At 59.4% G+C, this 26,772-nt stretch carries 26 protein-coding genes; 5 read left to right on the top strand and 21 right to left on the bottom strand.

The genetic code is table 11. From position 1 onward, the window contains the following. Positions 1 to 338: 338 nt before the first annotated feature. The 10 genes from DMP06_RS07785 to infA all read right to left on the bottom strand — a co-directional run bounded on the left by DMP06_RS07785 (position 339) and on the right by infA (position 6,920). Positions 339 to 1,421: a hypothetical protein gene (locus DMP06_RS07785; RefSeq protein ID WP_148042512.1), complete on the bottom strand. Its 1,083-nt coding sequence runs from the start codon at positions 1,419 to 1,421 to the stop codon at positions 339 to 341. A 534-nt stretch (positions 1,422 to 1,955) separates the two neighbouring features. Then, entirely contained in the window at positions 1,956 to 2,648 is a 693-nt protein-coding gene (locus DMP06_RS07780; protein ID WP_161957865.1) for an energy-coupling factor transporter transmembrane component T family protein, read from the bottom strand. A 111-nt stretch (positions 2,649 to 2,759) separates the two neighbouring features. Then, on the bottom strand, positions 2,760 to 3,134 hold the full coding sequence (locus DMP06_RS07775; protein ID WP_123209173.1) for a hypothetical protein: 375 nt from the start codon (positions 3,132 to 3,134) through the stop codon (positions 2,760 to 2,762). A 240-nt stretch (positions 3,135 to 3,374) separates the two neighbouring features. Next, entirely contained in the window at positions 3,375 to 3,944 is a 570-nt protein-coding gene (rplQ, locus tag DMP06_RS07770; protein ID WP_123209172.1) for a 50S ribosomal protein L17, read from the bottom strand. Positions 3,945 to 3,962: 18 nt separating this feature from the next. Continuing rightward, on the bottom strand, positions 3,963 to 4,913 hold the full coding sequence (locus DMP06_RS07765) for a DNA-directed RNA polymerase subunit alpha (protein ID WP_123209171.1): 951 nt from the start codon (positions 4,911 to 4,913) through the stop codon (positions 3,963 to 3,965). 32 nt (positions 4,914 to 4,945) lie between these two features. Continuing rightward, positions 4,946 to 5,542 carry a 30S ribosomal protein S4 gene (gene rpsD / locus DMP06_RS07760; RefSeq protein WP_123209170.1) on the bottom strand — a complete coding sequence of 199 codons (597 nt, stop codon included), beginning with the start codon at positions 5,540 to 5,542 and terminating at the stop codon, positions 4,946 to 4,948. A 21-nt stretch (positions 5,543 to 5,563) separates the two neighbouring features. Further along, entirely contained in the window at positions 5,564 to 5,962 is a 399-nt protein-coding gene (gene rpsK, locus DMP06_RS07755) for a 30S ribosomal protein S11 (RefSeq protein WP_123209169.1), read from the bottom strand. Between the two features lie 13 nt (positions 5,963 to 5,975). Beyond that, positions 5,976 to 6,344: a 30S ribosomal protein S13 gene (rpsM, locus tag DMP06_RS07750; RefSeq protein WP_123209168.1), complete on the bottom strand. Its 369-nt coding sequence runs from the start codon at positions 6,342 to 6,344 to the stop codon at positions 5,976 to 5,978. A gap of 21 nt (positions 6,345 to 6,365) precedes the next feature. Next, positions 6,366 to 6,479: a 50S ribosomal protein L36 gene (gene rpmJ, locus DMP06_RS07745; RefSeq protein WP_006363204.1), complete on the bottom strand. Its 114-nt coding sequence runs from the start codon at positions 6,477 to 6,479 to the stop codon at positions 6,366 to 6,368. 222 nt (positions 6,480 to 6,701) lie between these two features. Next, on the bottom strand, positions 6,702 to 6,920 hold the full coding sequence (infA, locus tag DMP06_RS07740) for a translation initiation factor IF-1 (protein WP_123209167.1): 219 nt from the start codon (positions 6,918 to 6,920) through the stop codon (positions 6,702 to 6,704). Between the two features lie 571 nt (positions 6,921 to 7,491). Between infA and DMP06_RS07735 the strand changes: the two genes are divergently transcribed. Then, on the top strand, positions 7,492 to 8,622 hold the full coding sequence (locus DMP06_RS07735; protein WP_161957864.1) for a threonine aldolase family protein: 1,131 nt from the start codon (positions 7,492 to 7,494) through the stop codon (positions 8,620 to 8,622). A 159-nt stretch (positions 8,623 to 8,781) separates the two neighbouring features. Further along, positions 8,782 to 9,222 carry a universal stress protein gene (locus tag DMP06_RS07730; RefSeq protein ID WP_123209165.1) on the top strand — a complete coding sequence of 147 codons (441 nt, stop codon included), beginning with the start codon at positions 8,782 to 8,784 and terminating at the stop codon, positions 9,220 to 9,222. A 798-nt stretch (positions 9,223 to 10,020) separates the two neighbouring features. Here the strand turns inward: DMP06_RS07730 and DMP06_RS07725 are convergent. Further along, entirely contained in the window at positions 10,021 to 11,946 is a 1,926-nt protein-coding gene (locus DMP06_RS07725; protein ID WP_123209164.1) for an MDR family MFS transporter, read from the bottom strand. Between the two features lie 422 nt (positions 11,947 to 12,368). On the opposite strand from DMP06_RS07725, the gene DMP06_RS07720 reads away from it, so the two are divergent. Beyond that, positions 12,369 to 12,842, top strand: a complete 474-nt coding sequence (locus DMP06_RS07720) for a MarR family winged helix-turn-helix transcriptional regulator (RefSeq protein WP_161957863.1) — start codon at positions 12,369 to 12,371, stop codon at positions 12,840 to 12,842. 897 nt (positions 12,843 to 13,739) lie between these two features. Here DMP06_RS07720 and DMP06_RS07715 read toward each other — a convergent pair. Then, positions 13,740 to 14,369: an NAD(P)-dependent oxidoreductase gene (locus DMP06_RS07715; protein WP_123209162.1), complete on the bottom strand. Its 630-nt coding sequence runs from the start codon at positions 14,367 to 14,369 to the stop codon at positions 13,740 to 13,742. A 383-nt stretch (positions 14,370 to 14,752) separates the two neighbouring features. Between DMP06_RS07715 and DMP06_RS07710 the strand changes: the two genes are divergently transcribed. Further along, positions 14,753 to 15,190, top strand: coding sequence for an Rrf2 family transcriptional regulator (locus DMP06_RS07710; RefSeq protein ID WP_123209161.1), 438 nt, complete (start codon positions 14,753 to 14,755; stop codon positions 15,188 to 15,190). A gap of 334 nt (positions 15,191 to 15,524) precedes the next feature. Here the strand turns inward: DMP06_RS07710 and DMP06_RS07705 are convergent, their stop codons facing one another. The 5 genes from DMP06_RS07705 to DMP06_RS07685 all read right to left on the bottom strand — a co-directional run bounded on the left by DMP06_RS07705 (position 15,525) and on the right by DMP06_RS07685 (position 21,899). Next, the gene (locus tag DMP06_RS07705) at positions 15,525 to 17,105 is read right to left on the bottom strand and encodes a helicase HerA-like domain-containing protein (protein WP_123209188.1); all 1,581 of its coding nucleotides are present in this window, start codon (positions 17,103 to 17,105) and stop codon (positions 15,525 to 15,527) included. 210 nt (positions 17,106 to 17,315) lie between these two features. Then, positions 17,316 to 17,783 (bottom strand): tRNA (adenosine(37)-N6)-threonylcarbamoyltransferase complex ATPase subunit type 1 TsaE, encoded by a 468-nt coding sequence (tsaE, locus tag DMP06_RS07700; protein ID WP_123209160.1) that lies wholly within the window; start codon positions 17,781 to 17,783, stop codon positions 17,316 to 17,318. A gap of 102 nt (positions 17,784 to 17,885) precedes the next feature. After that, complete coding sequence (locus tag DMP06_RS07695) at positions 17,886 to 18,788, bottom strand: acetamidase/formamidase family protein (RefSeq protein WP_123209159.1); 903 nt, start codon at positions 18,786 to 18,788, stop codon at positions 17,886 to 17,888. Between the two features lie 378 nt (positions 18,789 to 19,166). Then, a complete protein-coding gene (locus DMP06_RS07690) occupies positions 19,167 to 20,105 on the bottom strand; it encodes a beta/alpha barrel domain-containing protein (RefSeq protein WP_123209158.1) in 939 nt (312 codons plus the stop codon). A 288-nt stretch (positions 20,106 to 20,393) separates the two neighbouring features. Next, the gene (locus DMP06_RS07685) at positions 20,394 to 21,899 is read right to left on the bottom strand and encodes an FAD-dependent oxidoreductase (protein ID WP_123209157.1); all 1,506 of its coding nucleotides are present in this window, start codon (positions 21,897 to 21,899) and stop codon (positions 20,394 to 20,396) included. 312 nt (positions 21,900 to 22,211) lie between these two features. On the opposite strand from DMP06_RS07685, the gene DMP06_RS07680 reads away from it, so the two are divergent. Further along, a complete protein-coding gene (locus DMP06_RS07680; protein ID WP_123209156.1) occupies positions 22,212 to 23,759 on the top strand; it encodes a helix-turn-helix transcriptional regulator in 1,548 nt (515 codons plus the stop codon). 102 nt (positions 23,760 to 23,861) lie between these two features. Here DMP06_RS07680 and nadE read toward each other — a convergent pair whose 3' ends face one another. The 4 genes from nadE to DMP06_RS07660 form a co-directional block, all read right to left on the bottom strand. Further along, positions 23,862 to 24,683 carry an NAD(+) synthase gene (gene nadE / locus DMP06_RS07675; RefSeq protein ID WP_123209155.1) on the bottom strand — a complete coding sequence of 274 codons (822 nt, stop codon included), beginning with the start codon at positions 24,681 to 24,683 and terminating at the stop codon, positions 23,862 to 23,864. Between the two features lie 138 nt (positions 24,684 to 24,821). After that, positions 24,822 to 25,481: a hydrogenase nickel incorporation protein HypB gene (gene hypB, locus DMP06_RS07670; protein ID WP_123209154.1), complete on the bottom strand. Its 660-nt coding sequence runs from the start codon at positions 25,479 to 25,481 to the stop codon at positions 24,822 to 24,824. Then, the gene (locus DMP06_RS07665) at positions 25,478 to 25,858 is read right to left on the bottom strand and encodes a hydrogenase maturation nickel metallochaperone HypA/HybF (RefSeq protein ID WP_123209153.1); all 381 of its coding nucleotides are present in this window, start codon (positions 25,856 to 25,858) and stop codon (positions 25,478 to 25,480) included. The genes hypB and DMP06_RS07665 overlap by 4 nt, the downstream gene beginning before the upstream one ends. A gap of 201 nt (positions 25,859 to 26,059) precedes the next feature. After that, a complete protein-coding gene (locus DMP06_RS07660; RefSeq protein WP_123209152.1) occupies positions 26,060 to 26,770 on the bottom strand; it encodes an ABC transporter ATP-binding protein in 711 nt (236 codons plus the stop codon). Positions 26,771 to 26,772 lie beyond the last annotated feature (2 nt).

The raw sequence follows: 26,772 nt of genomic DNA, 5'->3' as shown, positions 1-26,772 counted from the left end.
AACTCGAGCTTCCCTAAGCATGGATGATAGCCGACGGTCGACGACGCCGATGCGTCGGTGAAGCAAGCTTCCACTAAGCATGGATGATAGGAGCGAATGCCGAACGCGCCGTTACGCCGAGCGCCGTTACGCCGGGCGCCGGATACAAGGGCCTCGACAGACATGCATGCCGCGCATGATCCCTTCGCCCCTTGCGCACCTCGCGCTCACCATCTTCGATGGCATGGCCTTCATGGCGCGCATGGACGAGACGGCGCGGCGGGAGGAGGGGATGCCGGTCGCCGCATGATTCAGGGCCGCTCGCTGTCCGCGATGTTGAAACAGCTCAATACAACTCCCTACGCTTCGCACCCTTGCACCTCGCGCTCATCCGGCATCCGCACCTGCCCCTGAACGCATTGGCGCCTGCGACACGCATGCAAATAATCGTTGCGCAGGGTCTTGCGCAGGGCCTCGTTCCTCTTCTCAAAATCCGTCACCCCCGGTTGGAGCCTATGGCCCAAACTTTTCATGAGCTTAGACGCAAATTCCCAGAACTTCAAAGTGGATGCGAACGCCTCGCGAGTGAGGGCGTAGTATTCATAGCCAGCCGCACGAAGAAGGTTCGCTTTTCGCACGTCTCTCGCTACCCCTTCCCTGCCAAAGTGCGATTCATCGCCGTGGTATTCCACAATCACCCTGCGCGCATCCCACGCAAGATCGCACTCAAGGTACGGCATGCCTTTTGAGTCTCGGCGAACCCCGCCCGCGATTACCCCTTTCGAATCAAGATAGATCGCCGCATTCATGGAAGGTTTCGGGGCCGAACAGCCGCCAAGCCGGTACGGAAGGCAGAGCGCCATTGCAAGGCTTGTCTCCATCGGCGATCGGCTCTTGTCGATGATATGACGAAGCGCCTTTTTCGCCTTTGCCGCCCCGTGAAGATGAGGGGCGCTTTGTACGTAGAAGGCCAAGTCCTCCAAAGTCACCAGAGCATCCCTCTGACCTGTTCTCCGCTTTATGTGCCGTCCGTCAAAACCCTCGTTAATGGAGACGGGCGTCCGATAGTACACCCCGCACAGCATCATGCCGTAATGCACCAGCTGCTCAAGAGGAAGGCATCGAGCCATCTGAATAAAGCTGAGTTCTGGAGCAACCACGTACACCTCGTCCTCAATATGGAAGAATGACCCCGGAGGAAAGCTCATGGACGACGAATGGCACGCGACTCGATTTGCAACGTGCCTCTTGGATTGAGAGCTTACAAGATAATGAACCTTATCTTCCGCAAGGAAGGGAAGCGCCGCATCGACGCACGAAATAGCCCTGGCGTCGGGAGGACGCAATTCGTCGAGCAGGCGCACACGGTGCGGTCGCGCCACGCGCGGATTGCACGCCTCCCAATAGAGAGCCGCCGATATGTCGGAAAGAACCACTGCCATGCACTGAGGCTATACGCTCGCGGGATGCATTTGGAGCCGCATTGCGCATTTCCATAGCTCGTCACATTATTGTTACCGTCCTGTTTTACCTGGTCAGATTAAGAATATAAACAGGCAAGACGTTGCAAGAATGTAGGCAGAAATGCGCAAGATTTTGGCAAGACTCAAAGGGGTGTTCGGCAAGGTTTTGCGTCGCAAGAGAGCCCTGTGGAAAACCTCGTTGCACCTTGCGTAGAAGAGCCGAAAGTTCCCGCCGACGAGAATTGGCGAGTGAGCGCGCGTTGCGCCTTACGCGGAAAAGCCGAAAGGGACGGACGCCGCAACCTGCGAAACCGCGCCAGTCCTGCAAACCACGCCAGCCCTGCAAACCCACCACTCCCGCAAACCACGCCACTTCTGCGAAACCGTGCCACACGACACCAGAGTGCGGAAAGCTTGTCGTCTTGCGCACAATTCTCCCATGCAACAAGGCCAGAACGCGTTCGAGCTCCGCGCCTTTGAAGCCCATCATGCGGCGCACCAAACTCAGCACCTCTACAGAGCAATCCCCAGCGCGACAAGAGCAACAGCCACTAGCACGGTTACCGCGATGCCGCCTGCACCCAGGTGCTCATCGCCATGGAGGCTCGTGCGGCGCGCGGCGCTGCCGTAGCAACGCGCTTCCATCGCTTGGGCAAGCACGCCCGCACGGCGAAACAGCCCCACGAGCATAGGAACCAGCACGTTGCCCCACAGACGCACGCGCGCGATTGCTCCGCCCTCGTCTAACCGGGCGCCACGGCTGCGCTGGGCATTCGCGACGCGATTGAATTCCTCCATGCCCGCGGGGATGAACCGCAGCGCGATGGAAAACATGGTGGCGATGTCATCCACGGGCACACGCAGGGCGCGCATCGGCTGCCCGAACGATGAGAATGCGCGCACGAACTGGGAATCATCATAGGAAAACGCCACACCGAGCGTCGCGAGCGCAAGCAAGAGAATACGTGCGGCATAGAAGAGCCCCTCGTCGATGCCCTGCGGAATATGGGCAAGAACGGTAAACAGCAGAATAAAAAGAAGCGGGATGATGCTCTTGAAGACCTGCCCGATACGCACCCTTACGGCAACAAGCGCCCAAACGGCGGCAATCGCAAACACGGCCATACCGGTCCACGTGTCCACCAGAAACACCGCGATGCAGTATGCGAGCGTGGCGATGATGGAGATACGGGGGTCGGGAAGCATAGTATGTTCGTTCGAATGCGGCATTCGACCAGTATAAAAGAAGGAGGCCGAAGCCCCCTTCCCGATTGCATGCATCATGCGTTTTCTACGAGTACCGGTCGGACGGAATGCTTATTCTTCCTCGTCCTTCTTGGTAATGCGCTCGACCGTTGCCTTGGTTGCCTCAGCAGCGCGATCGGCTACCTCCTTGGTGGCATCCATGGTTTTATCGGCAACTTGGCTGGTCACATCCATGACCTTCTCAGCGGCGGATTTGGTGGCGTCCATCGCCTTCTCAGCCGCTGCCTTTGCGTCATCCATGACCTCGGGGAAGTTCTTCTGCGCCTGGTCGAGCAGTTCCTCGGTCTTCGTTCGCGCGCTCTCCATTACAGCCGGCGCCTGCTCCTGCATAGCGTCGATCACCTTGTCGCCGGCGGCTTTCATCTCGCCCGCGAACTCCTGCGCCTTGTCGATGGCATCGTTGATAAGTTTACCCATTTCAGACATGATGCCCTCCTTATGATAGTGCGAACGAGAACTCGTAGAACCGCTCGCGTTGATCCCGATTTCGGGCTTTTTTCTATCCTACCACGTTGAGGCGCACAAACGGGGCGCGAGGCTGCGCTGAGCCAAACGGTTGCCGTCGCGTTGCCCAGACCTCCACATACCTGCACGCAATACACACGGACGCGAGACAAAAAACGCCGCCCAAGACGGGCGGCGTTTTGCAAGCAAAAGAGCTTTGGGCTATTCAGCCTTCTTCTCCTCGGCGGCCTCTTCCTTGGCCTCCTCGGCGGGAGCTTCGGCGGCTTCTTCAGCCTTAGCCTCGTCAGCGGCCTCGACCTCTTCCACCTTCTCCTCGGCAGCCTCTTCGACCTTCTCCTCCTCAGTCTTCTCGACCTTCTTGGGAGCGGCCTTCTTGGCGGGAGCCTCGGCCTTCTCAGCCTTCTTGGCCACGGGCTCGGTCACGAGCTCCATGATGACCATAGGGGCGTTGTCGCCCTTGCGGGGGCCGAGCTTCATGATGCGAGTGTAGCCACCCTGACGGTCGGCCCACATGCCCTGCTCGACCTTGGCGAACACCTCACGCACCAGTTCTTTGTCGCCCAGCTTGGCGATGGCCAGACGGCGAGAATGCAGGTCGCCGCGCTTGGCCCAGGTGATGATGCGGTCCACGTCGGGACGGATTTCCTTGGCGCGCGACTCAATGGTCTTGATACGGTCATTGAGGAACAGCGCCTGAACCAAGGACTTCTTCATGGCCTTGGTGTGGGCGGCATCGGTGCCCAGCTTGCGGCCCTTCTTGTAATGCCTCATCGGTAAATCTCCTCGTAGCTATTGCTTCAGGTTCAGGTCCATGGAGATCAGCTTGTCCTTGACCTCCTCGATGGACTTGGCACCGAAGTTGCGGATGTTGAGCAGGTCGTTCTCGGAGAACTCGACCAGCTGACGCACGGAGTGGATACCCGCGCGCTTCAGGCAGTTGTAGGAGCGGACGGAAAGGTCCAGATCCTCAATCTGCTTATCGAGCTCGGCGTTGGCCTCCTGGCCCTCCGGCGCGAAGATGGACGGAATCTCGCCCTCTTCCTCGTCGACGATATCGGCCAGGCCGAGGAACGCACCCATGTACTGGTTGATGATGTTGGCCGCGCGGCACACCGCCTCGTTGGGGGCGATGGAGCCGTCGGTTTCCACCTCGAGCACCAGCTTGTCGAAGTCGGTGCGCTGACCCACGCGCGTGTCGCTGACCGCAAGGGTGCAGCGGCGCACGGGCGAGAACAGGCTGTCCACCGGAATGATGCCGATGGGGTCCTCGGTGCGCTTGTTGCGCTCAGCCGAAACGTATCCACGACCCACGCCGATGCGGATGGACATGTTCAGCGTGCCGCCATCGGCGACGGTCGCAATCACATGCTCGGGGTTGATCAGCGTGAACTCAGCGGGAACGTGCACGTCGGCACCGGTCACCGTGCAGGGGCCCTCGGCCGAGATGGTGGCCGTAGCCTCGGTGTAATCCTCGGACAGGGCCGAGAACACCAGGCCCTTCACATTGAGGACGATGTTGGTAACGTCCTCGATGACGCCTTCGGCGGTGGTGAACTCGTGCTGCACGCCCTCGATCTGAATGGCGGTAGCCTTCGCACCGTCCAAGGAGGACAGCAAAACGCGACGCATGCAGTTGCCAAGCGTGTAGCCGAAGCCACGCTCCAGCGGCTCAACGATGAAGCGCGCGACGGTGTCGTTCACTTCTTCGGTTGTGACGGTTGGCCTCATGAACTCTGCCATAGTTTGTAAGCCTCCTAATCAGCCGCGGGTCATTACTTGGAGTAGAGCTCGACGATAAGCTGTTCGCGGATGTCCAAATCAATCTGATCGCGGTTGGGAAGAGAAAGCACGCTGCCCTGAAGCTTCTCGATGTCGACCTCGAGCCAGGCAGGAACCTGCACGCTCGCGTTGGCAACGATAGCATTCTTGGTGACCAGCATTTCCTTGGCCTTGGGGGCCACGGCCACCAGATCGCCGGGGCGCACGCGGAAGGACGGGATGTCCACGCGACGGCCGTTCACCAGGATGTGACCGTGGGACACAGCCTGACGAGCCTCTTTGCGGGTCTTGGCGAAGCCCAGACGGAACACGACGTTATCCAGACGAGACTCGAGAATCTGCATCAGGTTGTCGCCGGTGATGCCGGGCATACGCTTGGCCTTGTTGAAGTAGCTACGGAACTGCTTCTCCAGAACGCCATAGATGAACTTGGCCTTCTGCTTCTCGCGCAGCTGCATGCCGTACTCGGATTCCTTACGGCGACGCTTGGGCTGGCGAATGGATTCTTTCTTGCTGCTGTAGCCCAGCACGACGGGATCGATCCCGAGCTGGCGGCAGCGCTTAAGAACCGGGGTCCTATTGATTGCCATAGTGATTCGATCCTTTCTGAACTACACGCGACGACGCTTGCACGGACGGCAACCGTTGTGCGGGATGGGGGTGCAATCCTGGATGGAGGCCACCTCGAGGCCAGCGGCCTGCAGCGAACGGATGGCGGTCTCGCGACCAGAGCCGGGGCCCTTCACGAAGACGGCGACCTTCTTGAGGCCGTGCTCCATGGCGGTCTTGGCGGCCTGCTCGGCAGCCATCTGCGCAGCGAACGGGGTGGACTTACGAGAGCCCTTGAAGCCCACGGTGCCGGCAGAATTCCAGGAAATCACGTTACCCTGAGGATCGGTGATGGAAACGATGGTGTTGTTGAAAGTGCTCTTGATGTGAGCCTGCCCCACCGCGATGTTCTTGCGCTCGGAGCGCTTGATGCGGGTGGTGCGAACGTTCTTCTTAGCCATGTGTCAAATACCCCTACTTCTTCTTGCCGCCGATTTGCTTGCGCGGACCCTTGCGGGTGCGGGCATTGGTGTGCGTGCGCTGGCCGCGGACGGGAAGACCCTTGCGGTGACGCAGGCCACGATAGCAGCCGATCTCCATAAGGCGCTTGACGTTCTGAGAAACCTCACGGTGCAGGTCGCCCTCGACGGTGAGGTTCTTGTCAATGTACTCGCGAATCTTGCCGAGATCCTCTTCAGAGATATCCTTCACGCGGACATCCGGGTTAACGCCGGTCTCTGCGATGATCTTCTTGGCGGTGGTGTTGCCGATGCCGTAGATATAGGTCAAGCCGATCTCGATGCGCTTCTCGCGAGGGAGGTCGACACCAAAAAGACGTGCCATAGTAGTACTAGCCTTCCTCTCTTAGCCCTGACGCTGCTTGTGACGGGGGTTCTCGCAGATCACGAGCACCTTGCCGTGGCGTCGGATGATTTTGCACTTGTCGCACATTTTCTTGACCGAAGGACGGACCTTCATGTTTGTCTCCTTTGAATGTGCGGCTTCCCTTCGGCGACGGTTAAGCCTCTAGGGGAACCATGTTTTCCTTTTACTCTATGCAACACGCCCAGCCGCAGGCGATGATTGTCATATGGATGGTTACGGACTCCCGCCCGGCGGATTTTGGGGTTTCCGCTCCCCTGCTTCAGAGCGCAATAAGGCGCCCCCTTGCCCCAGCTTTCGCCGGCGCGAGGAAGCGCGTTACTTGAAGCGATACGTGATGCGCCCGCGCGACAGATCGTACACGGACAGCTCAACGGTCACTTTATCGCCCGGCAGAATCTTGATGTAATGCATGCGCATCTTGCCGGAGATATGGGCCAGAATCTGATGACCGTTCTCAAGCTCCACCTTGAACATTGCATTGGGCAGTGCTTCGAGAACCGTGCCTTCGAGTTCGATAACGTCTTGCTTCGCCAAGTATCTTCCCTTTTCCCTTATCCTGATAAAGCGGCAGCCGAGTATTATACCCAACATCTCTTGGAAGCGCACGAATTTCATCGCGAAATTCACGATGGCATCACAAAAGATGGCGCTAACGCGCCTGCGTCTGGCATTCTAGCACGACCCGGCGCGTTTTATACTCCCCCATCTGCGCATATTCGCAATTTCTCAACCCTTTCGAATAGCTTGCAGATATGCAATTTGATGTAGGTTTCTAATGGATACTAAATACCCTTGCATTCTTCCACTCAAAAGAAGCCTTTCATGCCACTCCGCCCATCTCTTCCATCCATGCAAAAAGCTCGGCAGCAGCGAAGCGGAAAACGCGGTTGCAATTCCTTGCAGGGCTGCGACCCTCTGCAGAATTGCGATTCCATATAGCCCGCAAGAGCCTCGGCCCCCTTCTCGCTTCGGTGTATATATCTTTCCGGCACATGTATATCTCCGTTGATGAAACCCATCAAACAATCCGAGCGAACCTATAATGGAGCGCGCACACTAAATGGCGAGCCACCGCGTGGGCTCCTTGGCAGAAAGGCTCATTACCATGCATAGCTTTCGCAATGACTATATGGAGGGCGCGCATCCGCGCGTGATGGATGCGCTCGTTCGCACCAACGCCGAGCAGCAGATCGGCTACACGGAGGACCCCTGGTGCATGAAGGCACGCACCGCCATCCGCCGCGCCATCGTGGACAGCGATTCCAAGGGCGCCCTGCGCAAGGCGAATATCGCAGGCGCCGCCCTTCAGGTCGAGTTCGTGTGCGGAGGCACGATGGCGAATCTGCTTTGCATCGGCGCCGCGCTGCGCCCCTGGGAATGCGTGATTGCCGCGCCCGATGCCCACATCAACGTGCACGAGACGGGCGCCATCGAGGGAACGGGGCACAAGGTGCTCACCACCAACGACGCAGATGGCGTGCTCACCGTCCAGGGCATCGACGCCGTAATGCGCGCGCATGAGCACGGCCGCAACCACCATATGGTGAAGCCGCGCATGCTGTATTTGTCGATCGCCACCGAGTTCGGCGCCGTTTTCACGGCTAAGCAGCTTTCTGACCTGCGCTCCTACGCCGACAAGAACGACCTGCTCATCTTCATCGACGGCGCTCGCCTGGCCTGCGGCTTGGCCTCCGAGGAATGCGACCTCACGCTTGCCGACGTGTGCGCCGCCGCCGACGCATTCACCGTAGGCGGCACCAAGAACGGCGCCCTGTTCGGCGAGGCCATCGTCATTCGCAACCCTGCCATCCAACGCGATTTCAAGTACTACATGAAGCAGCGTGGCGCCATCTTGGCCAAGGGCCGTCTGCTGGGCGTGCAGTTTGCGACGCTGTTTGACACCGCCGGCACCGCTGCAGGCATCGAGGAGGCGCAGGGCGACGAGGCCATGTACTTCTCCATGGGACGCCATTCCGTAGAAGCGGCCGCGCGCCTGAAAGACGTGCTCGTGCGCCATGGCTACGACACCTTCGCCAGCAATTCGAGCACCAACCAGCTGTTCCTCCTGCTGGACAACGATACGGCTGACGATTTTATCCGCGCCTTCGATGCCGACCTAACCGCACGCCCCGACGCGGCGCACACCATCGTGCGCATGACCTGCTCGTGGGCCACCACGCAGAGCGACATCGACGAGGTGGACCGCATGCTGGCGGGAGCCACGAACGAGGCTTAAACGCGAGCAAGAAGCGCGGGAGGAGGACGCACCCGAGGTAAACAATCGGATAACGCTCGCACCTCATGCGCACGCTCCGGCGCGACGCGTTTCTCCGAGTGATACAATAAAAACGTCCCGTCGAAGGATGGCGGGCGTATCCGAAGTTAGGAGTTTCCCATGTCTCAGTACAAGCGCATCTTCGCCGCGTTGGACGGCGGCAAAACCCAGGACATGGTGGCAGAGCGCGCAATCGAGCTGGCCGCAAAAGAACATGCCGAGCTTCTGTTCGGCCACGTGGTGGATTCTGTCCCCTACGAGGCAGCCGGCACCGATTTTGCTGCGCTGGCGGCCGACGTGAAAGAGAAGCTGGAGGAGAGCATCGCCGACCAGCTTGAAGCCGCCCGCAACAACCCGGACATCCCCCACGTCGAAGTGGTGGTCAAGGCCGGCCGCATCACCGAGACGTTGAGCGAGCAGATCATCGAGCCCTTCGAGCCCGATTTGGTCATCTGCGGCGAACGCGGTCTTTCCAACATCAAGTACGTATTCGTTGGCAGTGTTTCCACCTATCTGATCCGCAACCTCCGTTGCGACGTCTTGGTGGTGAAGCAGGACTAATTTGCCCTGTTGGGTTTCTAGCGGGCTTACGCTAAGCAACCCCCAGCGAGCTATCTGCTTTCGCAGGGTACGCTCATACATTTTCATTCTGCTGCATAAGGCACCGTTCTTTTGATCGGCGCCTTATTTGACTCGAGGGGCTCCTGTAGAGTCCCTTTTTGTTTCCCGAAATTGGCGCAGCACGCTGCATCGGCATAAAGCACGCTTCAGTTGCTCACTTTTTTGGCGCAGCGGTATAAAAAACCGGGCAAAGGGCCCATGACGCACAACGAAAGGCGATTTGCTGCAGTTTTCGCGCGCCTCCCGAAATAGCCCAATCGGAGCGAGGCAGTGACCTGGGGGAACGCGAAGCCCAACGGCGGTGTACTCAGGACACCCCTTGAAAACTGCAGCAAATCGCCCTTTGTTGCATCATGCTCCGGGCGAAACGCCTGTGAGCAGGATGCCTGAAGCGTACCCATCTCCCTGCCAAATGCGAAAGGTATAGAATTCAAATCTGAGTATGTTCTATAAGGTCAAGCAGCTCCTGCTTGCTAGCAACATTAAGCTTTCTATCGGAACGGAGCGCTTTTCGGCAATCTGGCATTTTTGAAATTCTGTCGCCTTTCGGCAACTTGGCGTTTTTCAAATCCTGTCGCCTTTCGGCAACCCGTGCCTCCAGAACCGAGCGCCCAGCCCAGGCAAAGGGCCCCGATATAAACAGGGCGGCAGTCTTTCGACCACCGCCCTGCGCAAGCACAAACACAAGCATAGGAGCGAGAGCAAGAGCAATTGCTTCTCGCGGGAAACGCTGCAGCGCTACTTTGAAATGTGCGCTTTTTCCTCCTCGGTCAGCATGGCGGCAATGAACTTCATCAAGCTGCGACGACGCACCACGCCCACCAACTTGCCGTTATCGAGCACCGGGAGCTCCTTCAAACGCTTCTCGGCGATCATGCGGCACGCGTCTTCGAACGAAGCATCGGGAGCGATACCCACGACCTGCTTAGTCGCGATTGCGCTCACATCAACATCGGCAATACGAAGCGCACGGTCTTTCACGTTCTCGTCGTCGGGCATGCGCAACGCCATGAATCCGGACGCGCCCGTAACCGTCTGCATCTCGTCGCCGAACGTGCGCAGGATGTCGCTGTTGGAGATGTACCCCTTTGCCATTCCCTGGCCGTCCACGATAACCGCCCCGCTCGCGTCGGCTTCGATAAGCGCACGCGCGGCAAACGACATCGAAGCGCCCTGGGGCACGGTTACAGGAGTGGCGTCCATGACATCCGCAACGCTGTGATGCTCACCCGGCTTAATGCCCACTCGAGTGGCAGATGGCGCAGCATCGCCCTTTTTGTTGCGGACGAATGCCGCAATCATAACCAGCGCGACAACCGAAATGACCAGCACCGCGATGTAGGACACGTGGTATCCCGCAAACACGCGCTCAACTTCGGACCCTTGAGTGGCGACAGCAGAGCCCACCGCGCTAAACGACATGATGAGCGCCGTGCCCAACGAAGCACCAACCTGGTTCATGGTATTGGTGACCGAGGTCGCATGCTGCACGAGGTCGTTGCTCAAGGAGTTAACGCCCCACGTGTTGATAGGGGTGAACAGCAGCTGAATGGCAAGGCACGTGACGGCGTTTGCCACAATGACGTAAGGAACCGTGCTGCCCAGGCCGTTCACGTCGTAGAACGCCATGCCAACGCAGCCCACAACCAGCATGACAACGCCGATGAGCGCGATGGCGCGTACGCCGGATCGGTCGAACATGCGGCCCGCGAACAAGCTGCCCAACGCACCGAGCACGGCACCCGGCAGCGTGATGAGGCCGCTCACGGTGGCTGAATGGCCCAGGACATTTTGGATGTAGAGAGGCATCAGCACGCTCAGGCCAATGAGAACCGCCTGCAGAACGGCGCACGTCAGGGCCGCCGTGCGATACCGGCGGCTCTTGAACACCTCGAGGCGCAGCATGGGCTCGCCAAGCCTGAACTGCCTCCAGGCAAACAGGCAGAGCAGCACTATGCCGATGACCATAAGCGCCACGCACACCGCGGGCGCAGGCGACGAGGCGAACGACGAGATGCCGTACAGAAGCGACACCAAACCCAGCGACGAGAGCACAATGGACAGCGCGTCGGCAGACGTGCGCGGGAAGCCCTCACGGTTCACAAGGACCTTTGCGGCGAACACCAGCACGAGCACCGTGCACACCACGACGACGCAGAACAGCGCACGCCACCCCACCAGGTCAACCAGCAAACCGCCAAGAGAGGGGCCAACGGCGGGAGCGAAGGCGATAACCAGGCTCACCAGGCCCATCGCCTGACCGCGACTTTCGCGCGGAAAAGAAAGCAGAATGAGCGACATCACCATGACCATGAGCACGCCGGTGGACGCGGCCTGCATGACGCGGCCCAAAAGCAGCACGGCGAACACCGGGGCAATTGCCGCAACAAGGCTGCCGGCGCCGAACAGCACCATGCCGCCAATGAAGAGCTGACGCGTGCTGAAGCGCCCCATGAACCATGCCGCCAAAGGAATGACCACAGCCTCAACCAGGGCATACGCCGAAGTGAGCCACTGCACGGTAGTTGCATCCACATTCATATGCGTCATGATGGAGGGCAGCGCCGGCGAGAGCAGCGTCTGATTGAGCACGACCAGCACCGCGCCCGCCAAAAGCACGATCACCATACGTTTTTGTTCTTTCGTTATCCCCAAAGAACCCATAAGCCTCTCTTTCTTCTACGAATCGGGGTGCGCCATCGAATACGGCCGAGCGGTCCTTGAATTAGAGCGAGGTGCCTGTGGGCTTTTCGGCGCGCTGCATGCCTCGGGCACGCCACATACCGCATGCCGCACGCAGGCGCGTACCGCCGACAAATGAAGTCGACGGCGAAACGGGTTGCTGCCTGCCACCCTCGTACGTTTCGTCATCTGCTATGTAACGCCGGCAGAGCGCTTGCGCCTCTGCCGTCCCTGCACGCTTCGACGCATCCGTGCTGCCCCCTCGCTCCACAAAAAGGAAAGCCGCCCCGCGGCGGCGATTCGATTGCGCATCACGATTGCTTGGATTACACTTGACAAGCGTCAATTGTATGTATCACTTGATTAATGTCAATGGATTTTTGTCAATTCTTCGGAGGATGTTCATGATTGACGAACGCGACATAGACAGCATGATCAAAGCTTCGCTGTACTTCCACGAGCTGTTCAAGAAAACAATCCTGGCCACCCCGCCAGCAGAGGTGGTCACGAAAACCCAGATGGACATCCTGCTCACGCTGTACGCCGACGGCCCCATGAGCATGTCGGCGCTCAGCTCGCACGTGAACATCGCGCCCGAGCAAACCACGCGAGCCATCAAGAACCTGCGTGAACGCGACCTGGTGGAAAGCGACCGCGACGAGGACAATCGCCGCATGGTAATCGCCCGGCTCTCCGAGAAGGGAACGCTGCTGCTCGACGACCACACGCGCGAGCTCCACGCCAACCTACGCGCCAGCCTTGAAGGGCTAACCGACGAAGAAGTGGCCCAGCTCGCCGAAACCGCCCGCACCGCCACCCGTCTGCTGGAAAAGACAGGTTTCCGCCACGTCGTGACCGATCCAAAGATGCGGAAGTGAATCCACAAATGGAGCTCGCGTAAGTTCAATTGCTTGCGCCACATGGCACCCGCCTGCTAAACAAGCGACACGCGCCGAAGCTGCGCGATGTCACCAGGATTCTGCGCAAGACGGGTGCCTTGTCGTGTCGAGGACTCCATTTCGACGAGAAACATGCCGAAAAAGCAGCGGTTTTGCGTCAAAGGGGAGCCCTCTATTGCATTTAGGGGCACGGAGCGCTTACGGGCAGAAGGCGTGTGTAGGGCACCGCGTACTTGCGGCGGCGAGCGGAACGCGGCGAGAGCGTGCGGAGCGCGTCAGACGCAGCCCTACGCTTACTCGCAGATCAGCGGCCATATTTGAGAGATGTCGCCCCGCAGACTCTGCTCTCGCTCACGCACCAGATAGTCAACCAACCATTCCAGCAGCTCGCGCTTTCTTGCCTCATTCATTTCGGCCTCGCAATCTTCGCATCCTTTGCGCCATTGTACGATTTCTCCCCCAAACGAACCCGCGAGCGCAACGCCGGGAGGAGGGATGCGTCGCGCTCACGGAACCGTTCGCGCCAAGCAAGGGGATGCAGGGCATGAGCCCGTGCCCATGCGAGCGCCGCCACCCCGCCGCCTTCGACAAATGCTCTATTCCCGCAATTATCGGCACAGTGCGCCCAAAATTGCGGGAATAGAGCAGCTTTTGCGATCCTCGACATGCACCCCTGTTTTACATTCGCCTTTGACCAGGCATTATCTAAGTGGTTTCCAAAATAATTTGAGAACTCCCCTTAGGGGCTGCTCTAATCTCAGTATTTTGCGCAGACGGAGCCGCAAATTCCGAGAATAGAGCAGGTGCATATCCAAGACACGCAACGCGTCGTGGCGAGCGGAAGGGAATTCACCGCGACGCGTTCTGGAATCCTAGCTACTTGCGCACCACGGAAATGCGCTGCTGGATATGGTCGCCGGATTCAATTTCGTCAACCATGGCAATGGCGTAGTCGGCATAGCTGATGACGGATTCACCGCGTTCGTTGAGGGTCAGCTCCTCACCGCCCAGGATGTATGCGCCGGTGCGCTCGCCTTCGGCTTGGAAATCGGCGGCAGGCGAAATGAACGTCCACTTGACGTCGGTGCGTTTGCGCAGTTCATCGAGCGCTTTTCCCTGTGCGGAGGCCAGCGGCTTAAACTCTTCGGGAAAATCGGCACCGTCCATCACCTGGGCGGTATGCTCGGGGTTCACATACAGGCTGCCCGCGCCGCCCACGACGAGCAGACGGATGTCGGCGCCGGACAGGATGTCGCACAAATGCGCGAGCGAGGTACTGTGCTGAGGCAGCGTTTCGGGCGTCCAAGCGCCAAAGGCATCCACCACCGCATCAAATTTAGCCAGGTCGGCGACGGTCAAATCGAATAGATCCTTCTGGATGGCGTGCGGAGCGATTGTTTTGTTCTCGCCGCGCACCACCGCAGTCACGTCCATGCCGCGCTCGACGGCCTCTTTGACGATAAGGCTGCCGGCCTTGCCGTTTGCACACACAACTGCAATCTTCATGATGGATTCCTTTCCTTTGGTTGCGAGAGACCACGCCTCCCCTGCTTGCCCTCTTTATAATGATGTAAGTTTAATTGTTACATCATTGGACAGCACGCAGTAAACCACCCTTATGATGTAATGTCAATAGTTACATCAAGAAATTTCAAGAAAAGTTGTAATAATTGTTTTTACAGCACGAAATTGCTACTATGAACAGGGTAAAGGGTGCAGCAGGCATTAATTTGCGCCCGCGTGACCGCGGTAACGGTGCCCGCACACGCGTACGCACTGCGCATGCGGGCATACTTGACCAGACCATACGATGGTAGAAAGTTCGGTTGGGGCATACTGCGCATGCGGACATACTGCACCCTACAAGACTGTCGAAGGAAAGGACCCTCATGCAGATATCAACCAGGTTCACCATTGGCATGCACACGCTTTTGTGCATCGCGTACTTCGACGGGAAACATCGCACCACATCCAAGTTCATCGCGGGCAGCGTGAATGCCAATCCTGTGGTAATTCGCCGCGCGTTGGTGCAGCTCAAAGACGCAGGGCTTATCGACGTTGCCGCAGGTACCGGCGGCGCAAGCCTGGCCAAACCTGCAAGCGAGATCACCATGCTAGACGTGTTCGACGCGGTGGAGTCGGTGGAAGGCGAGCTGTTCAATTTCCACGAGAGCCCCAACCCGGAATGCCCCGTGGGAAAGAATATGCATGCGCTGCTCGACGAGCGCCTGCATGAAGCACAGGAAGCCCTGCGCAGCAACCTGGCGCAAACCACTTTGGCAGATTTACTAGCAGAATTAAGCGGGCTCGCCACTCGAGCGTCATAACGCGCTTCTCGACTTCCCGCCAGGGCATTGCTCCACTCCCCTGGCGCAGCTCGCAAGGCAAGCCCCGTAAACGCGAACTCAAATTGCGCACCGCCTCGTCGGAATAATCCGCCGAAGAAAACCCACCGCAACATGCAAGGGGGATTTGACCAGTCCTCCTTTTGGGTTGGGACGCGACAGGCGCAAACGTGACGGGCACAAACGCGGCAGGCACAAATACAGCGGGCACAAACGCGATGAGCCCCGCCAAACACGCTTGCTTTGCAGGGCTCATCACGCACCGATCACATCCAGGCCCCATCACAATCCGCGACATGACGGCCAGCGATACGAGCTATTTGCGGGTGCCGAACAGACCCCGCATGATTTGCTTCGAGGCCTCACGGCCGATTTGCCCCAGGATGGAGCCCGCCGCCTTGGTGACTTCCTTGATTGCGTCCTGCTTCTGCTTCTCGGCCGCCTTGGCTGCACGCTCGGCCTCTTTCTCAGCTTCCTTGGCAGCCCGCGCCGCTTCCTTTTCGGCCTCTTTTGCGGCCTTGGCCTCCTCTTTCGCCTTTTGCCTCTCAAGCTCGGCGCGCTCGGCCTCAAGCGCAGCACGCTCCTCTTCGAGCTTCGCCGCATCAGCCGCCTGTTGCGCCTCTTCAGCGATAACTTCAAAAGCCGATTCTCGGTCAATTGCCGTGCCGTACTTCTCCATAAGCTGCGCCTGGTTGGCCAGCGCTGCCTTCATGCACTCCTCCGAGGCGGCTGCCATCAAACATTGCGGAGGCAAGATCTTAGCGCGCTCCACCACGCAGGGCTGCCCTTCTTCGTTCAAGAACGACACCAGCGCCTCGCCCGTGCCCAGCTCAAGAATGGCTTCCTCCGCCGAAAACGCAGGGTTGGCGCGGAACGATTGCGCAGCCGCCTTAACGGCTTTCTGCTCCGCCGGCGTGTATGCACGCAGGCCGTGCTGTATGCGGTTGGAGAGCTGCGCCAGCACCTCGTCGGGAATATCGGAGGGGCTTTGCGTGATGAAATACACGCCTATGCCTTTGGAGCGAATGAGCTTCACCACCTGCACGATCTTATCCAGCAGCTCGCCGGGCATGTTGTTGAACAGAAGGTGCGCCTCATCGAAGAAGAACACGAACTTGGGTTTGTCCAGATCGCCCGCCTCGGGCATGGTTTCAAAAAACTCGCTCATCATCCACAGGAGGAACATCGCGTATATCTGAGGGCTCTGGATGAGCTTTGCGGCGTTGAGCACGTTCACGTACCCATGGCCGTTGGGCGCACATTGCATCCAGTCGGCAAGATTGAGCGCAGGCTCGCCGAAGAACACGTTTCCGCCTTGGTCCTCAACCGCGATGAGCTCGCGCAAAATGGCGCCCACCGATTGCGACGAAACCTTGCCGTAGGACGTCTCGTATTCCTTTGCATGCTCAGCAACATAGTTGAGCATTGCACGAAGGTCTTTGAGGTCAATGAGCAGCATCTGCTTGTCGTCGGCCACGCGGAATACGATGTTGAGTACGCCCTCCTGCGCCTCGGTCAAACCCAGCAGGCGCGACAGCAGCGTGGGGCCCATGTCGGAGACGGTGATGCGCACCGGAATTCCCTCGCCGCCCAGCATATCCCAGAAGCGGCACGGGCATCCCTCGAGCGAAAACCCCTCTAGGCCAAATTTTTCAACGCGCTTCTTGATATTTTCGGAGTCCTCGCCCGCCTGGGCCATGCCGGTCACATCGCCCTTAACGTCGGCCATGAACACGGGCACACCGGCCTTGGAAAAGCCCTCGGCCATCACTTTGAGCGTGACGGTTTTGCCCGTGCCCGATGCTCCGGCGATCAGCCCGTGGCGGTTCGCCTGGTTAAGCAGCAGGTTGACGGGAACATCGCCTACGCCCATCCAAATCTTGCCCTCTTGCAGCATATCGTCTCCTCGCATTGCACATTCTTTACAGCAGAGCCACGATACGCAAACGAACGTCGCCCGCGCAGACGGCGGGCGACGTTCAAGGAGAAGTTCAAGCGGAGAGGGCGCAGAGCGAGGCCTTTATCGAGCAATGAGCTCGCTCAACCGCAAGGCGGCCCTTTTGGCGAGTTCAAAACCCGGGGCCTGGCTTGTCGGCCGCCACACGCTTCACGCGTCTGATTCGCTCGACATGTCACCGACAAGCGCCTCGCCGCGCCTGGTATGAGGCACGGGCTCAATCGCACGCGCACCATCAGGCAGCACCGAAAAGCGAAGGGTCAGGCAGGCATCGTCAGACGCCTCGGGAAATTTGTCGCCCCATTCCACCAGGCTCACCCCATCGCCCTCCGTGATGCCCCAATAGTCTATATCGTCCAGCTGGCTTGCATCTTCCAGCCTATACAGGTCGAAATGATACAAAGGCAGACGCCCGCCATGGTACTCGCACACCAGGTTGAATGTGGGGCTGGTTGGCACATCGGGCGCACCGAGACCCGCCGCAACCCCCTGCGTGAAGTGGGTCTTCCCGGCGCCCAGATCCCCCACCAGCAAAATGACATCACCGGGTTGCACCTGCTGCGCCATACGGCGCGCAAGCTCCTGGGTTTCTTCTACGGAATGGCTGACGAACTGCATAGCCCCTCCTGTATGCTCCTTGCGCAATACTGTCATAAAAAGAAAGCTAGTATAATTTAGATACTAGCTTTCTTATCAACTCTTTTTCTAAAGCAGTGTTTATTACAGTTGGAACCCGTAAGCTTCAAGCACCTTCTTGGGCACCATGAAGCGCACGGTCTTTTCGGGGTCGACCATCTGGCACACTTCGACGTTTCCGCACAAGCTGAACAGCATCACCAGGTCAGCAGGGTCTTTTCCGGTGCGGTCCGCCACCAGGTCAACCATGCGGTGCACGGCGCCGTCTGCCGCCGCATCCAACGACTCCGCGGAATAGATCACGCCAAACTCGTCCGCGTTCTCGATAAGCGGGGTATCGATGGAAAGCTCCGGCAGCGCCGTGAGCGTAACCGTGGCATGGCCAGCCGCCTCGGCGCCGGACACGCTCACTTCGCCGTCGCCCATCACAGCATGCATATCGCCGCAGCCGAACAAGGCACCGTCGACCGCCACCGGGAAATACAGCGTGGCACCGGGAGCGACCTTGGTGTTGTCCATGTTGCCGCCGTGTGCGCCGGGCGTGCCGCAGTTCGCAGGATCGCCCGCCGGGGCAACGCCGATGACGCCGATCATGGGGCGCAGGGGCAGCTGCACCTTGTCATCCCACGTCAGCATGCAGTTCTCGATGGAGCACACACGCTTGCTCCATCCGTCCAGGCGGTCGCCGTACACGCCCTCGTCCTTACCGGTGCAGCATATGACCGTGCCGTCGAACGCAAGAGATTCGATCTCGACCTTGAGCGCGCCGCCTGCCTTGGCGCCTTCCACATAAATCGGGCCGGTAGCAGGATTGATGGCGTCCCAATCGATGTTGTCGATCTCGTCATCCGGCATCTGAATCTGGTTGCCGAAGCAGTCCTTTGTACGGATGGTCACCGTTTCGCCGGACGGCACGGTAAGCGCCGGCTCAAGATCTTTGCTGAACGCGTAGAACACTTTCGAATCCGACAGGTACGGGAAATCCATAGGCGCCTCCAATCGATTGGGGATGATTGGCACCATGATACCGCGCCCACCGCCTGTACGCGACCGAACCGCGGCAATTCCACTCCCCAAAATGCAACGATGCCGCCCCGAAGGACGGCATCGTTGCGACAACCGATTCGGCTTTTCGTACGTGTGTCTCCATCGAGAAACAATACGAAACGATAGAGAAACTCGAAACCACACGGAATCGGAACGAAACAGCGAGGCCCGTTCTCGCACCGGAGATTCGTGGGTTCGCAGGGGCGCCGCGTATGGCATACGCAAGCCCCTGGGAACGCGCGAAGATTCGGTGCGAGAACGGGCCGCAGCGTCAGGACGTCTCATGCGCCCGTTTCGCCGTTCGGCAGAACGGCGAAACTACAAAGTGAAATCCTCTTCGCCGTTGAACACCTTGAGGGCGTCTTCCACGGAGTAATCGGCCAACGTGATAGCGCTGATGGCCTTGGTCAGGCGCACTGCCTCGTCCAGGCTGCGCTGATGGATGTTACGGCCGGTAGCATTGCCGCACGCGCCGCCCACGTGAATCTGGTCATGCAGCTGCGTGAGGAACGTCTGGGCATCCACTGTGGAGCCGCCTGCACACACCAGACCGGTGCGACCGGCGGCCTTGGAGGCAATCGACAGGTTCTCGGCGGAGGTGGAGTCCTCGCACGCCTTGGGCGGATTCACCTTCACGAAGTCCGCGCCCAGGCACAGCGCCACACCGGCAGCGCCCGCAATCAGCTCGGGAGCCTTTTCGTCGGTAACTGCCTTGCCGCGCGGATAAATCCACAGCACCACCAGCAGACCGTTCTCATGCGCCTCAGCGATGAGCTGGCCGGCCTCGGACATCATGGCAGCCTCGTACTCGCTACCCAGATAGATGGTGTAGCCCAGGCCCACCACGTTTACGCCGTTCTCGCGCATGGCAAGCACGGTCTCCAGGTCATGCAGCTGCGGGCTGTAGGGGTCGCTCTGGGCGGTCTTTACCAGATTGGTCTTGGAGTTCATCTTGACCAGGTAGTTGATCTCGGGGTAATCGGCGGCATAGCGCGCGATAAGACCGCGCTGGCCGGCGAGCACGCCGCACACGCCCTGGGAACCGATCTGGAACAGATGCTCGGGATCGAGGTCGGCGATATCGATGCCCTCGCCATAGAAGTCGCCGTTCATATGCTCGATCTTCTGATCGCAAGCGAACAGCATCAAACGACCGGTGCCGTGCGTGGCGGCCATGTAGTTGTCGATGTACGTTTCGCGAGCGTCGGCCGCGACGTCGACGGGCACCTTCACCTGATCACGGGTGATCTTGGGCATGGCTTTCCTCCTAAGAGACGGTTTTACTTGGGCGCGCCCCCCAATCGGGCTGTTGTCCGACATCGAAAGCCTTTGCATCGATGAACGATTCAGGCATGCGAACAAAGCATACGGGCACGCGACGAAATCAGTTTAGCCGAAAAGAATCGACCATCTTTCCAGTTTTACGGAAACGGCGCGTTGGGGCCGCAAACGAAGGGAAGCCCCCGAAATCGGGGGCCTCCGTGGAGGGGAAAAGGCTCTTGCCCGCGACGGATGCCGCGAATCGGCTTCTCGGAAGGAGTTTGCCTACTCGGCGGATCCTTCGGCCTGCAGCGCCGCGACGACCGCCTTGCCGGAAACGAGGCCGGAACCGGCGTTGGGCGAAAGGTCGCTGCCGGAGTCGGGGGTGGTGGAGCCGCAGCAGTAGACGTTGGCGATTGGGTTGCCGCTGCCGTCGACCAGCTGGCTGTCGGTCGCGATCTTCAGGCCGCCATGCGTCTTGTAGCGGAAAGGAGCATGCTTGAAAGCATAGTAGGGAGCTTCGAGCTTCTCGAGGAAGAGCTTCTTGCCAAACGCCTTGTCCTCGCCGGCATCGACGTATCCGTCATACTCCTCGAAGGTGGCCTTGAGGTTCTCAGCGGGAACCTCCATGGCCTTGGCCAGCTCGTCGAGGGTCTCGCAGGGGCCGACCAGCTTGTCGGCATTGCCCTTCATGTTCAGCTCGACGTTCCACTTCTGGGAGCCGTTGATCAGCTGGCTGTCGAAGATCTGCCACCAGAATCCGAGGCCCATCTGGCCGGCGGCGTCGGGAGAATCATGGGACTGGTCCTCGTTGATGAAGCGCTTGCCCTGGGGAGTTACCTGCACGTTGCGGCCGAAGTAGCCCCAAACGGTGACCTGCGCGAGGTCGCTCATCAGGTTGGCATGCATGTCCATGTGGGCATAGGTGCCGCCGATGGAGCGGCAAAGCTCGTGACCCTCGCCCATCGAGTACACGGTCAGCGGGCACATGCGAGCCTGCTCGGGGAAGTACTCCGAAACCATGACCTGGTTGCAGGAGAAGCCGCCCGTAGCGATGATAATCTTCTTCGCCTTCACGTCGACGATCTTGTCGTTGGTGGGATCGACGAAGCGCATGCCGATGACGGTCCCCTCGGAATCGACGATGAAGTTGGTCGCCTTGCGATTCAGCTCGATCACGGCGCCCTTCTCCTCGAGGCCGTTGACGACAGGAGTGAGGACGGCGGTCATGTCGCCCAGGCCGCGGCCGGGAAGCAGCATGGAGGTGGGGGCGCCGGTGTCCTTGTAGTCATCGAGGGGCTGGAACTGGGCGCCGTAATCGGCCTCAACGCGATCGGCCCACTCGGTCTGATAGAGGTAGACGTTCTTCTTGTATTCCATGTCGTCGGTCTCGCCCTTTTGCTCGAGAACGGGAGCATACTTCTCCCACTTCTCGGCGGGGTCGCCCTCGATGCCAGCGCGTTTCTGCGCCTGGGAGCCGGCGATGTTCATGACGCCGCAAGCCATGAAGCTCTCTCCGCCGTAGGTGTCGCGCTTGTCGGCGAGCATGACCTTGTAACCCGCCTCGACCGGATCCATGGCGGCGGACAGGCCGGCGATGCCGGTGCCGACGATCAGAACGTCGGTCTCCTCGCTGAACTCGATGGGCTGGTAGCCCACGAGCGAATCGCCCTCGGCGGCGGCGCTGCCGCCGTTGGAAGCGCAGCCCACAAGAGCGCTGCCCGCGACCAGCACCGCGCCAGACGCGATCGCACCCTTGAGGAAGTTGCGGCGATTGAGCGTTGTTTCCATAACAGTCCCTCCTTTTTCTCGACGCCTTCCCTAATCGGCGTCCGAAGATGCCGCAATAGTGCTCCCTTTCCCCGAAAAGCGAACCGTACAAAATGGACTGTTTTGCATAATGCCTGTTCAATTGCTATTTCAATTGAGAAGGTTACGCTTCCCCGACGCGCACGAAGCAAGGCCGGCCAACGACCCGCTTCAAATTGGAGGGGCTTTTGCGGAAAGGAAGAGGCGTCTCAAAGCAACGTAGACGCTCCTTTCCAATACGTTTCGTGCCCGCCTCGCGTACAATGTCCCTATTGAATCGAGGGAGGGGACCACATGGCGAAGTGCACCGACGCTTTGAAGAACACCTATGCGCTTGGAATCGCGATTGCCATGATCGCGGGCTACGGCCTGCTGCGCTCGGCGAACTCGGGAATCTACCTCTCCCGCTTCTCGCTCGTGGACAGCTCGTTCATCTTTATGACCGATCTCGCGTTCAACGTGACTTCCGCATCAGTGACGGTTCTTTGCGCCGCGGCGATTGCCGTCCTCTCCGCCCGAGGGCATCTGCCGAGTTTCTCCATACCCATCTGGCCGCCCGCCCTTCTGCTGGTCCTCTGCGGTCTTGCCGCCTCGACAGGAGCCTTCGATGCGCTTCCCCCGGTCGAGGGGCACATCGCATCGGCGGCAATCTTCGCCGTCGGATCCACGCTGCTTTCGCTCGCCTGGATAGAGCTCTTCGCCTTGGAAAGGCCGATAGATGCGGTCGTGCATATCGCATGCGGGACCCTTGTCGGCGTCGTCGCGCGCTACGCCTTCTCCAACATGCCCGCCCCCTTCGGAACCATCGAGACCCTTTTTGCCGTTCTGGCGGGTGCCGCGCTTCTCGCCTATGCGAGAAAGGCGCTCCCTCCGACCCTCGGAGACGAGGCCGTTACCCCCGAGATACCCGCCAGCAGGACATCTCGCTTCCGCGCTTTCGACGAGATAAGCGACACCCTGATCGCGTTTTGCGTGCTCGAGGCGGTCGTCGGGCTCGTCAACAGCTTCATGCTTGCCGCTGGGATGCATTTCGAGGGATCGGGAGGCGTGCCCCACGTCGCCATGACGGTCGCCGCCATCATCTTCGGCGTCTTCGCATTCGTAACGCACCGCGCCCCCAAGGCGTCGACCGCGTTTCGCATCGCGTTCCCCATCATCGCCGCGATGGTGGCATTCGTCCCGTTCATGAGCGAGGGATACTCCCGCATGTTCAGCACCCTCCTGCTGTTGAGCTACGATTTCATGGCGATTCTCATCACCTACCAGGTGGCACGCGCGGCGAACAAGCACCGCGTCTCCTCCTACGAGCTCCTCGGAATCAGCTCCGCCGCGGCGAGCGCATGCCTGCTCGGCGCCCTTCTTCTGGGCTATACCTTCGGCCAGGGCGATGCGCAGAAGGTTTCGGCATCGATGCGCTTCCTGGTACTGGGCTGTGCCGTGATCTACCTTCTCGCCATGGCGCTCGTCTTCTTCTCGCGCGACAGGCGGCGCAAGCATGGAACCCCGAGAAGGGTCGGGGCACCCGAGTCCGCATCAAACGCATCAGAAGAAGTAAAAACGAAAGCCCGATCGACGAAGGGAGTCGACGACGCCCCGGAAGCACAAACTCCGAACGAGGAGACCCATCCGTCGGTCGAGCGTATATGCGACATGCTGGCCACCGATCACAAGCTCACCGAACGCGAAACCGAAGTGCTCGCCTACCTTGCCCGCGGTAGATCAAATACCTACATCGCCGAGGAGCTCTGCCTTTCCCCCACCACCGTGCGCGGGCATATACGCAACATCTATACGAAGCTCGACGTCCATAAACGTCAAGAGCTCATCGATCTGTTCGAGTAGCTCGGGTGGCATCCCAAACGCATGGAGGACGGCCGGCATGCCGAAAAGCACACCGGTTTTCACAAAGTCAGCCGCGAAACAAGAACCATCCGTCCTGCATGCCTATACGTAGGGAATAGAGGGGAAATCCGGTTCGAGCGCCCGCTTGAACTCATATGAAGAAACGCGGCCGGTTATCCGTCGGACCTCCTCGGCATCGTATCCCGCGGCGATGAGCGCCGAGGCATCCATCCCCCGCTCGACATGGTCAATCAGAATCCTATCGAGCTCGGCATACGACCCCAGCGTATCTTCGTCTTTCTGTCCCGGCGCGAGTTCCGCGCTCGGCGGCTTGACGAGGACGTTCTCCGGGATGGGAGGCGTCATCCCCTTCCTCGCAGCACTCTCGTTGAGCCAGCGGCAGACCGCGAACACGTCGGTCTTGTACAGGCCGCCGATGGGGGCGTATGCGCCGGCCGTATCGCCATAGAGCGTGGAGTAGCCCATCATGGCCTCGCTTTTGTTGCCCGTGTTTACCATCATCCAGCCGTGCGCGTTGGAAAGCGCCATGAGGACCACCATGCGGCAGCGCGCCTGCGTATTCTCGGCGGCCAGCCCGGTGAACGACGCGCAATCGGCGGCACAATGGGGACCGAGCACATGGGCGAACGCCTCATAGGGCTCCACGATAGAGACGCGTTCCACATGCAGGCCCAGATTGCGGCCGAGTTCCTGCGCATCCACGAGCGAATGCTCGCTGGAATACGGGCCGGGCAGCATGTAGCCATGCACATGATCAGCGCCGAACGTGTCAACGCACATGCAGGCAACAAGGCTCGAGTCGATTCCGCCAGAAAGCCCCAGCACCACATCGGTCGCGCCAATGCCCGCGGCAAAATCACTCAAGCCGTCTACGCATATGCGGTATTGATCCTCGGGAGTCATGATCGGTCCTTCCTCGTCGTCGTTATTTCGGTCATTGTAGCGTGCGCGGATTGCAAGGCGATTACGCGGCTTACGGCTACAAAAAAGAATCCGCCGACCAAAGGCCGGCGGAAACGATAGTGCGCAGCGATTCGTGCGCTAGGCCTCCTGCATGGCACGGATTTTGGCGCGCAACCAGTCAGCCCAAGCATCGACGCCTTGCCCCTTGGTTGCGGCGATGGGAAAGATAGGAGCCTTGGGGTTGAGCTGCTCCACGGCGTCGCGGAACGCCTGCTCGTTGAAGTTGAACACGCTCATGGTATCCACCTTGTTCAGAATGATGGCCTCGGCCACCTGGAACACGCCGGGGTATTTCAGCGGCTTGTCATCGCCCTCGGGCACCGAAAGAATCATCACCTTAGCGCCCTCGCCCAGGTCGAAATCGGTGGGGCACACCAGGTTGCCCACGTTTTCCACGATAATCAGGTCGAGGCTGTCCAAATCGAGGGCATTCACCGCGCGGCGAATCATATCGCTCTCGAGATGGCACGCGCCGCCGGTATTAATCTGCACCGCAGCGATGCCCTGGGCGCTGATGCGCTCGGCATCCACGTTGCTGGCGATGTCGCCCTCGATGACGGCAATGTTGAACTCATCGCGCAGCGCCTCGATGGTGGCCAAAATGGTAGAAGTCTTGCCGCTGCCGGGGCTCGCCAAAAGATCGAGCACGAACACGCGCTTCTCCTTGAACAGGTCGCGGTTCTCGCTCGCAATGCGATCGTTCTTGTCGAGAATGGGCTGATGCAGATCTATTTTCATGACGATTTCCTTTCGGTTTCTTCCTCATCATCAGGAATGTCGACCTCGATGCTGTCGATGCGCAGCTCCTTGCCTTCGAGCAGCTCGGCAAAGCCGCCGCATTCGGGACACACCACATGATAGCGGTCATGATTGAACACAAGGCCGCACTCGGTGCAGCGGCTCTTGGGGTGCACCATGGTGATGTCGAGCTGCGCCCCTTCGAACAGAGGATCCTGCTCGCAAAGCGCTTCGAAGGCAAACTGGAGCGCATCCTCGATCGCCTCGGTCATCACCCCCACGGAAAGCGACACCTTGAGCACTTTGTCGGCGCCGGCGTTGCGCGCGGCCGCGCCCACGCTCTCAACCACGCCGGTCATGATTCCAAGTTCGTGCATGCAGATGTCCTTTCGCCCTGACGACGCATAGCGCCGCCCGCTTCACGCACCCAACGAGCCAGTGGCATGGGCCGTTTTCGTTCCTGCATGGTATAGCAGAAATGGGAGCAACACGCTCACCTATCCCTCATTCGGTTCGAAAACTCCGCAGAGCGTACGGCAAACACGCACAGAGAGCAATGACGCAGCTTCTCGCATGACCTATCGCCCAAGGAAACGTCTCACATCCTCGTCGTGCCCCATGTCGAAAAGGCGATTCGCCTCGGCAACCATGCGCAATCTGCCGTTCAGCACTACTCCCACGCGATCGGCAAGCTGAACAGCTTCGTTAAAATCATGCGTCACCAGCACGATAGTGCAATCAAACCGCTGATGTATGTCGCGCAGAACGGCATACATGCGCTGCTTCGTCGTAGGATCGAGTGCCGAGAACGGCTCATCCAGCAAAAGGATCTCGGGTTCCAGCACAAGCGCGCGGGCGAGCGCGGTGCGCTGCGACTCTCCCCCGCTTATGATACCGGGATAGCGATCGGCAATGTGCGCTATGGAAAACAGCTCTAGCTGGCAGTCGACCCGATGCTTAATCTCGTCGGAAGAAACACCGTGCATACGCAGGCCGTATGAAATATTTTCGCGAACGGTCATGTGGGGGAACAGCGCGTAATCTTGATACACGACGCCAAGGCTACGATGCTGCACGGCAACTTCGTCAACATCCATGCCATTGAGAACAATATGGCCTTCATCAAACGGAAACGCGCCCGCAATAGCCTCCATGAGCACGGTTTTGCCCGAGCCCGTTTCCCCCAGGATGGCAAATATCTCCCGGGGATTGATGGACAAACCGCCGACCGTAAGCGTGAAATCGCCACGAGTCACGCGAAGATTCTCGATTCTTACGCTTCCCGCCATAG

The sequence above is a fragment of the Slackia equolifaciens genome, from assembly GCF_003725995.1.
GTDB lineage: Bacteria > Actinomycetota > Coriobacteriia > Coriobacteriales > Eggerthellaceae > Slackia > Slackia equolifaciens.
The sequence above is the reverse complement of the archived record's forward strand: the minus strand, read 5'-3'. Positions and strand labels throughout refer to the sequence as shown.

Bases quoted from the DNA above. Each gene is read 5' to 3' on its own strand.
- DMP06_RS07785 (WP_148042512.1), bottom strand. From the start codon at position 1,421: ATGGCAGTGGTTCTTTCCGACATATCGGCGGCTCTCTATTGGGAGGCG.
- DMP06_RS07780 (WP_161957865.1), bottom strand. From the start codon at position 2,648: ATGCTTCCCGACCCCCGTATCTCCATCATCGCCACGCTCGCATACTGC.
- DMP06_RS07775 (WP_123209173.1), bottom strand. From the start codon at position 3,134: ATGTCTGAAATGGGTAAACTTATCAACGATGCCATCGACAAGGCGCAG.
- rplQ (WP_123209172.1), bottom strand. From the start codon at position 3,944: ATGAGGCATTACAAGAAGGGCCGCAAGCTGGGCACCGATGCCGCCCAC.
- DMP06_RS07765 (WP_123209171.1), bottom strand. From the start codon at position 4,913: ATGGCAGAGTTCATGAGGCCAACCGTCACAACCGAAGAAGTGAACGAC.
- rpsD (WP_123209170.1), bottom strand. From the start codon at position 5,542: ATGGCAATCAATAGGACCCCGGTTCTTAAGCGCTGCCGCCAGCTCGGG.
- rpsK (WP_123209169.1), bottom strand. From the start codon at position 5,962: ATGGCTAAGAAGAACGTTCGCACCACCCGCATCAAGCGCTCCGAGCGC.
- rpsM (WP_123209168.1), bottom strand. From the start codon at position 6,344: ATGGCACGTCTTTTTGGTGTCGACCTCCCTCGCGAGAAGCGCATCGAG.
- rpmJ (WP_006363204.1), bottom strand. From the start codon at position 6,479: ATGAAGGTCCGTCCTTCGGTCAAGAAAATGTGCGACAAGTGCAAAATC.
- DMP06_RS07735 (WP_161957864.1), top strand. From the start codon at position 7,492: ATGCATAGCTTTCGCAATGACTATATGGAGGGCGCGCATCCGCGCGTG.
- DMP06_RS07730 (WP_123209165.1), top strand. From the start codon at position 8,782: ATGTCTCAGTACAAGCGCATCTTCGCCGCGTTGGACGGCGGCAAAACC.
- DMP06_RS07725 (WP_123209164.1), bottom strand. From the start codon at position 11,946: ATGGGTTCTTTGGGGATAACGAAAGAACAAAAACGTATGGTGATCGTG.
- DMP06_RS07720 (WP_161957863.1), top strand. From the start codon at position 12,369: ATGATTGACGAACGCGACATAGACAGCATGATCAAAGCTTCGCTGTAC.
- DMP06_RS07715 (WP_123209162.1), bottom strand. From the start codon at position 14,369: ATGAAGATTGCAGTTGTGTGTGCAAACGGCAAGGCCGGCAGCCTTATC.
- DMP06_RS07710 (WP_123209161.1), top strand. From the start codon at position 14,753: ATGCAGATATCAACCAGGTTCACCATTGGCATGCACACGCTTTTGTGC.
- DMP06_RS07705 (WP_123209188.1), bottom strand. From the start codon at position 17,105: ATGCTGCAAGAGGGCAAGATTTGGATGGGCGTAGGCGATGTTCCCGTC.
- tsaE (WP_123209160.1), bottom strand. From the start codon at position 17,783: ATGCAGTTCGTCAGCCATTCCGTAGAAGAAACCCAGGAGCTTGCGCGC.
- DMP06_RS07695 (WP_123209159.1), bottom strand. From the start codon at position 18,788: ATGGATTTCCCGTACCTGTCGGATTCGAAAGTGTTCTACGCGTTCAGC.
- DMP06_RS07690 (WP_123209158.1), bottom strand. From the start codon at position 20,105: ATGCCCAAGATCACCCGTGATCAGGTGAAGGTGCCCGTCGACGTCGCG.
- DMP06_RS07685 (WP_123209157.1), bottom strand. From the start codon at position 21,899: ATGGAAACAACGCTCAATCGCCGCAACTTCCTCAAGGGTGCGATCGCG.
- DMP06_RS07680 (WP_123209156.1), top strand. From the start codon at position 22,212: ATGGCGAAGTGCACCGACGCTTTGAAGAACACCTATGCGCTTGGAATC.
- nadE (WP_123209155.1), bottom strand. From the start codon at position 24,683: ATGACTCCCGAGGATCAATACCGCATATGCGTAGACGGCTTGAGTGAT.
- hypB (WP_123209154.1), bottom strand. From the start codon at position 25,481: ATGAAAATAGATCTGCATCAGCCCATTCTCGACAAGAACGATCGCATT.
- DMP06_RS07665 (WP_123209153.1), bottom strand. From the start codon at position 25,858: ATGCACGAACTTGGAATCATGACCGGCGTGGTTGAGAGCGTGGGCGCG.
- DMP06_RS07660 (WP_123209152.1), bottom strand. From the start codon at position 26,770: ATGGCGGGAAGCGTAAGAATCGAGAATCTTCGCGTGACTCGTGGCGAT.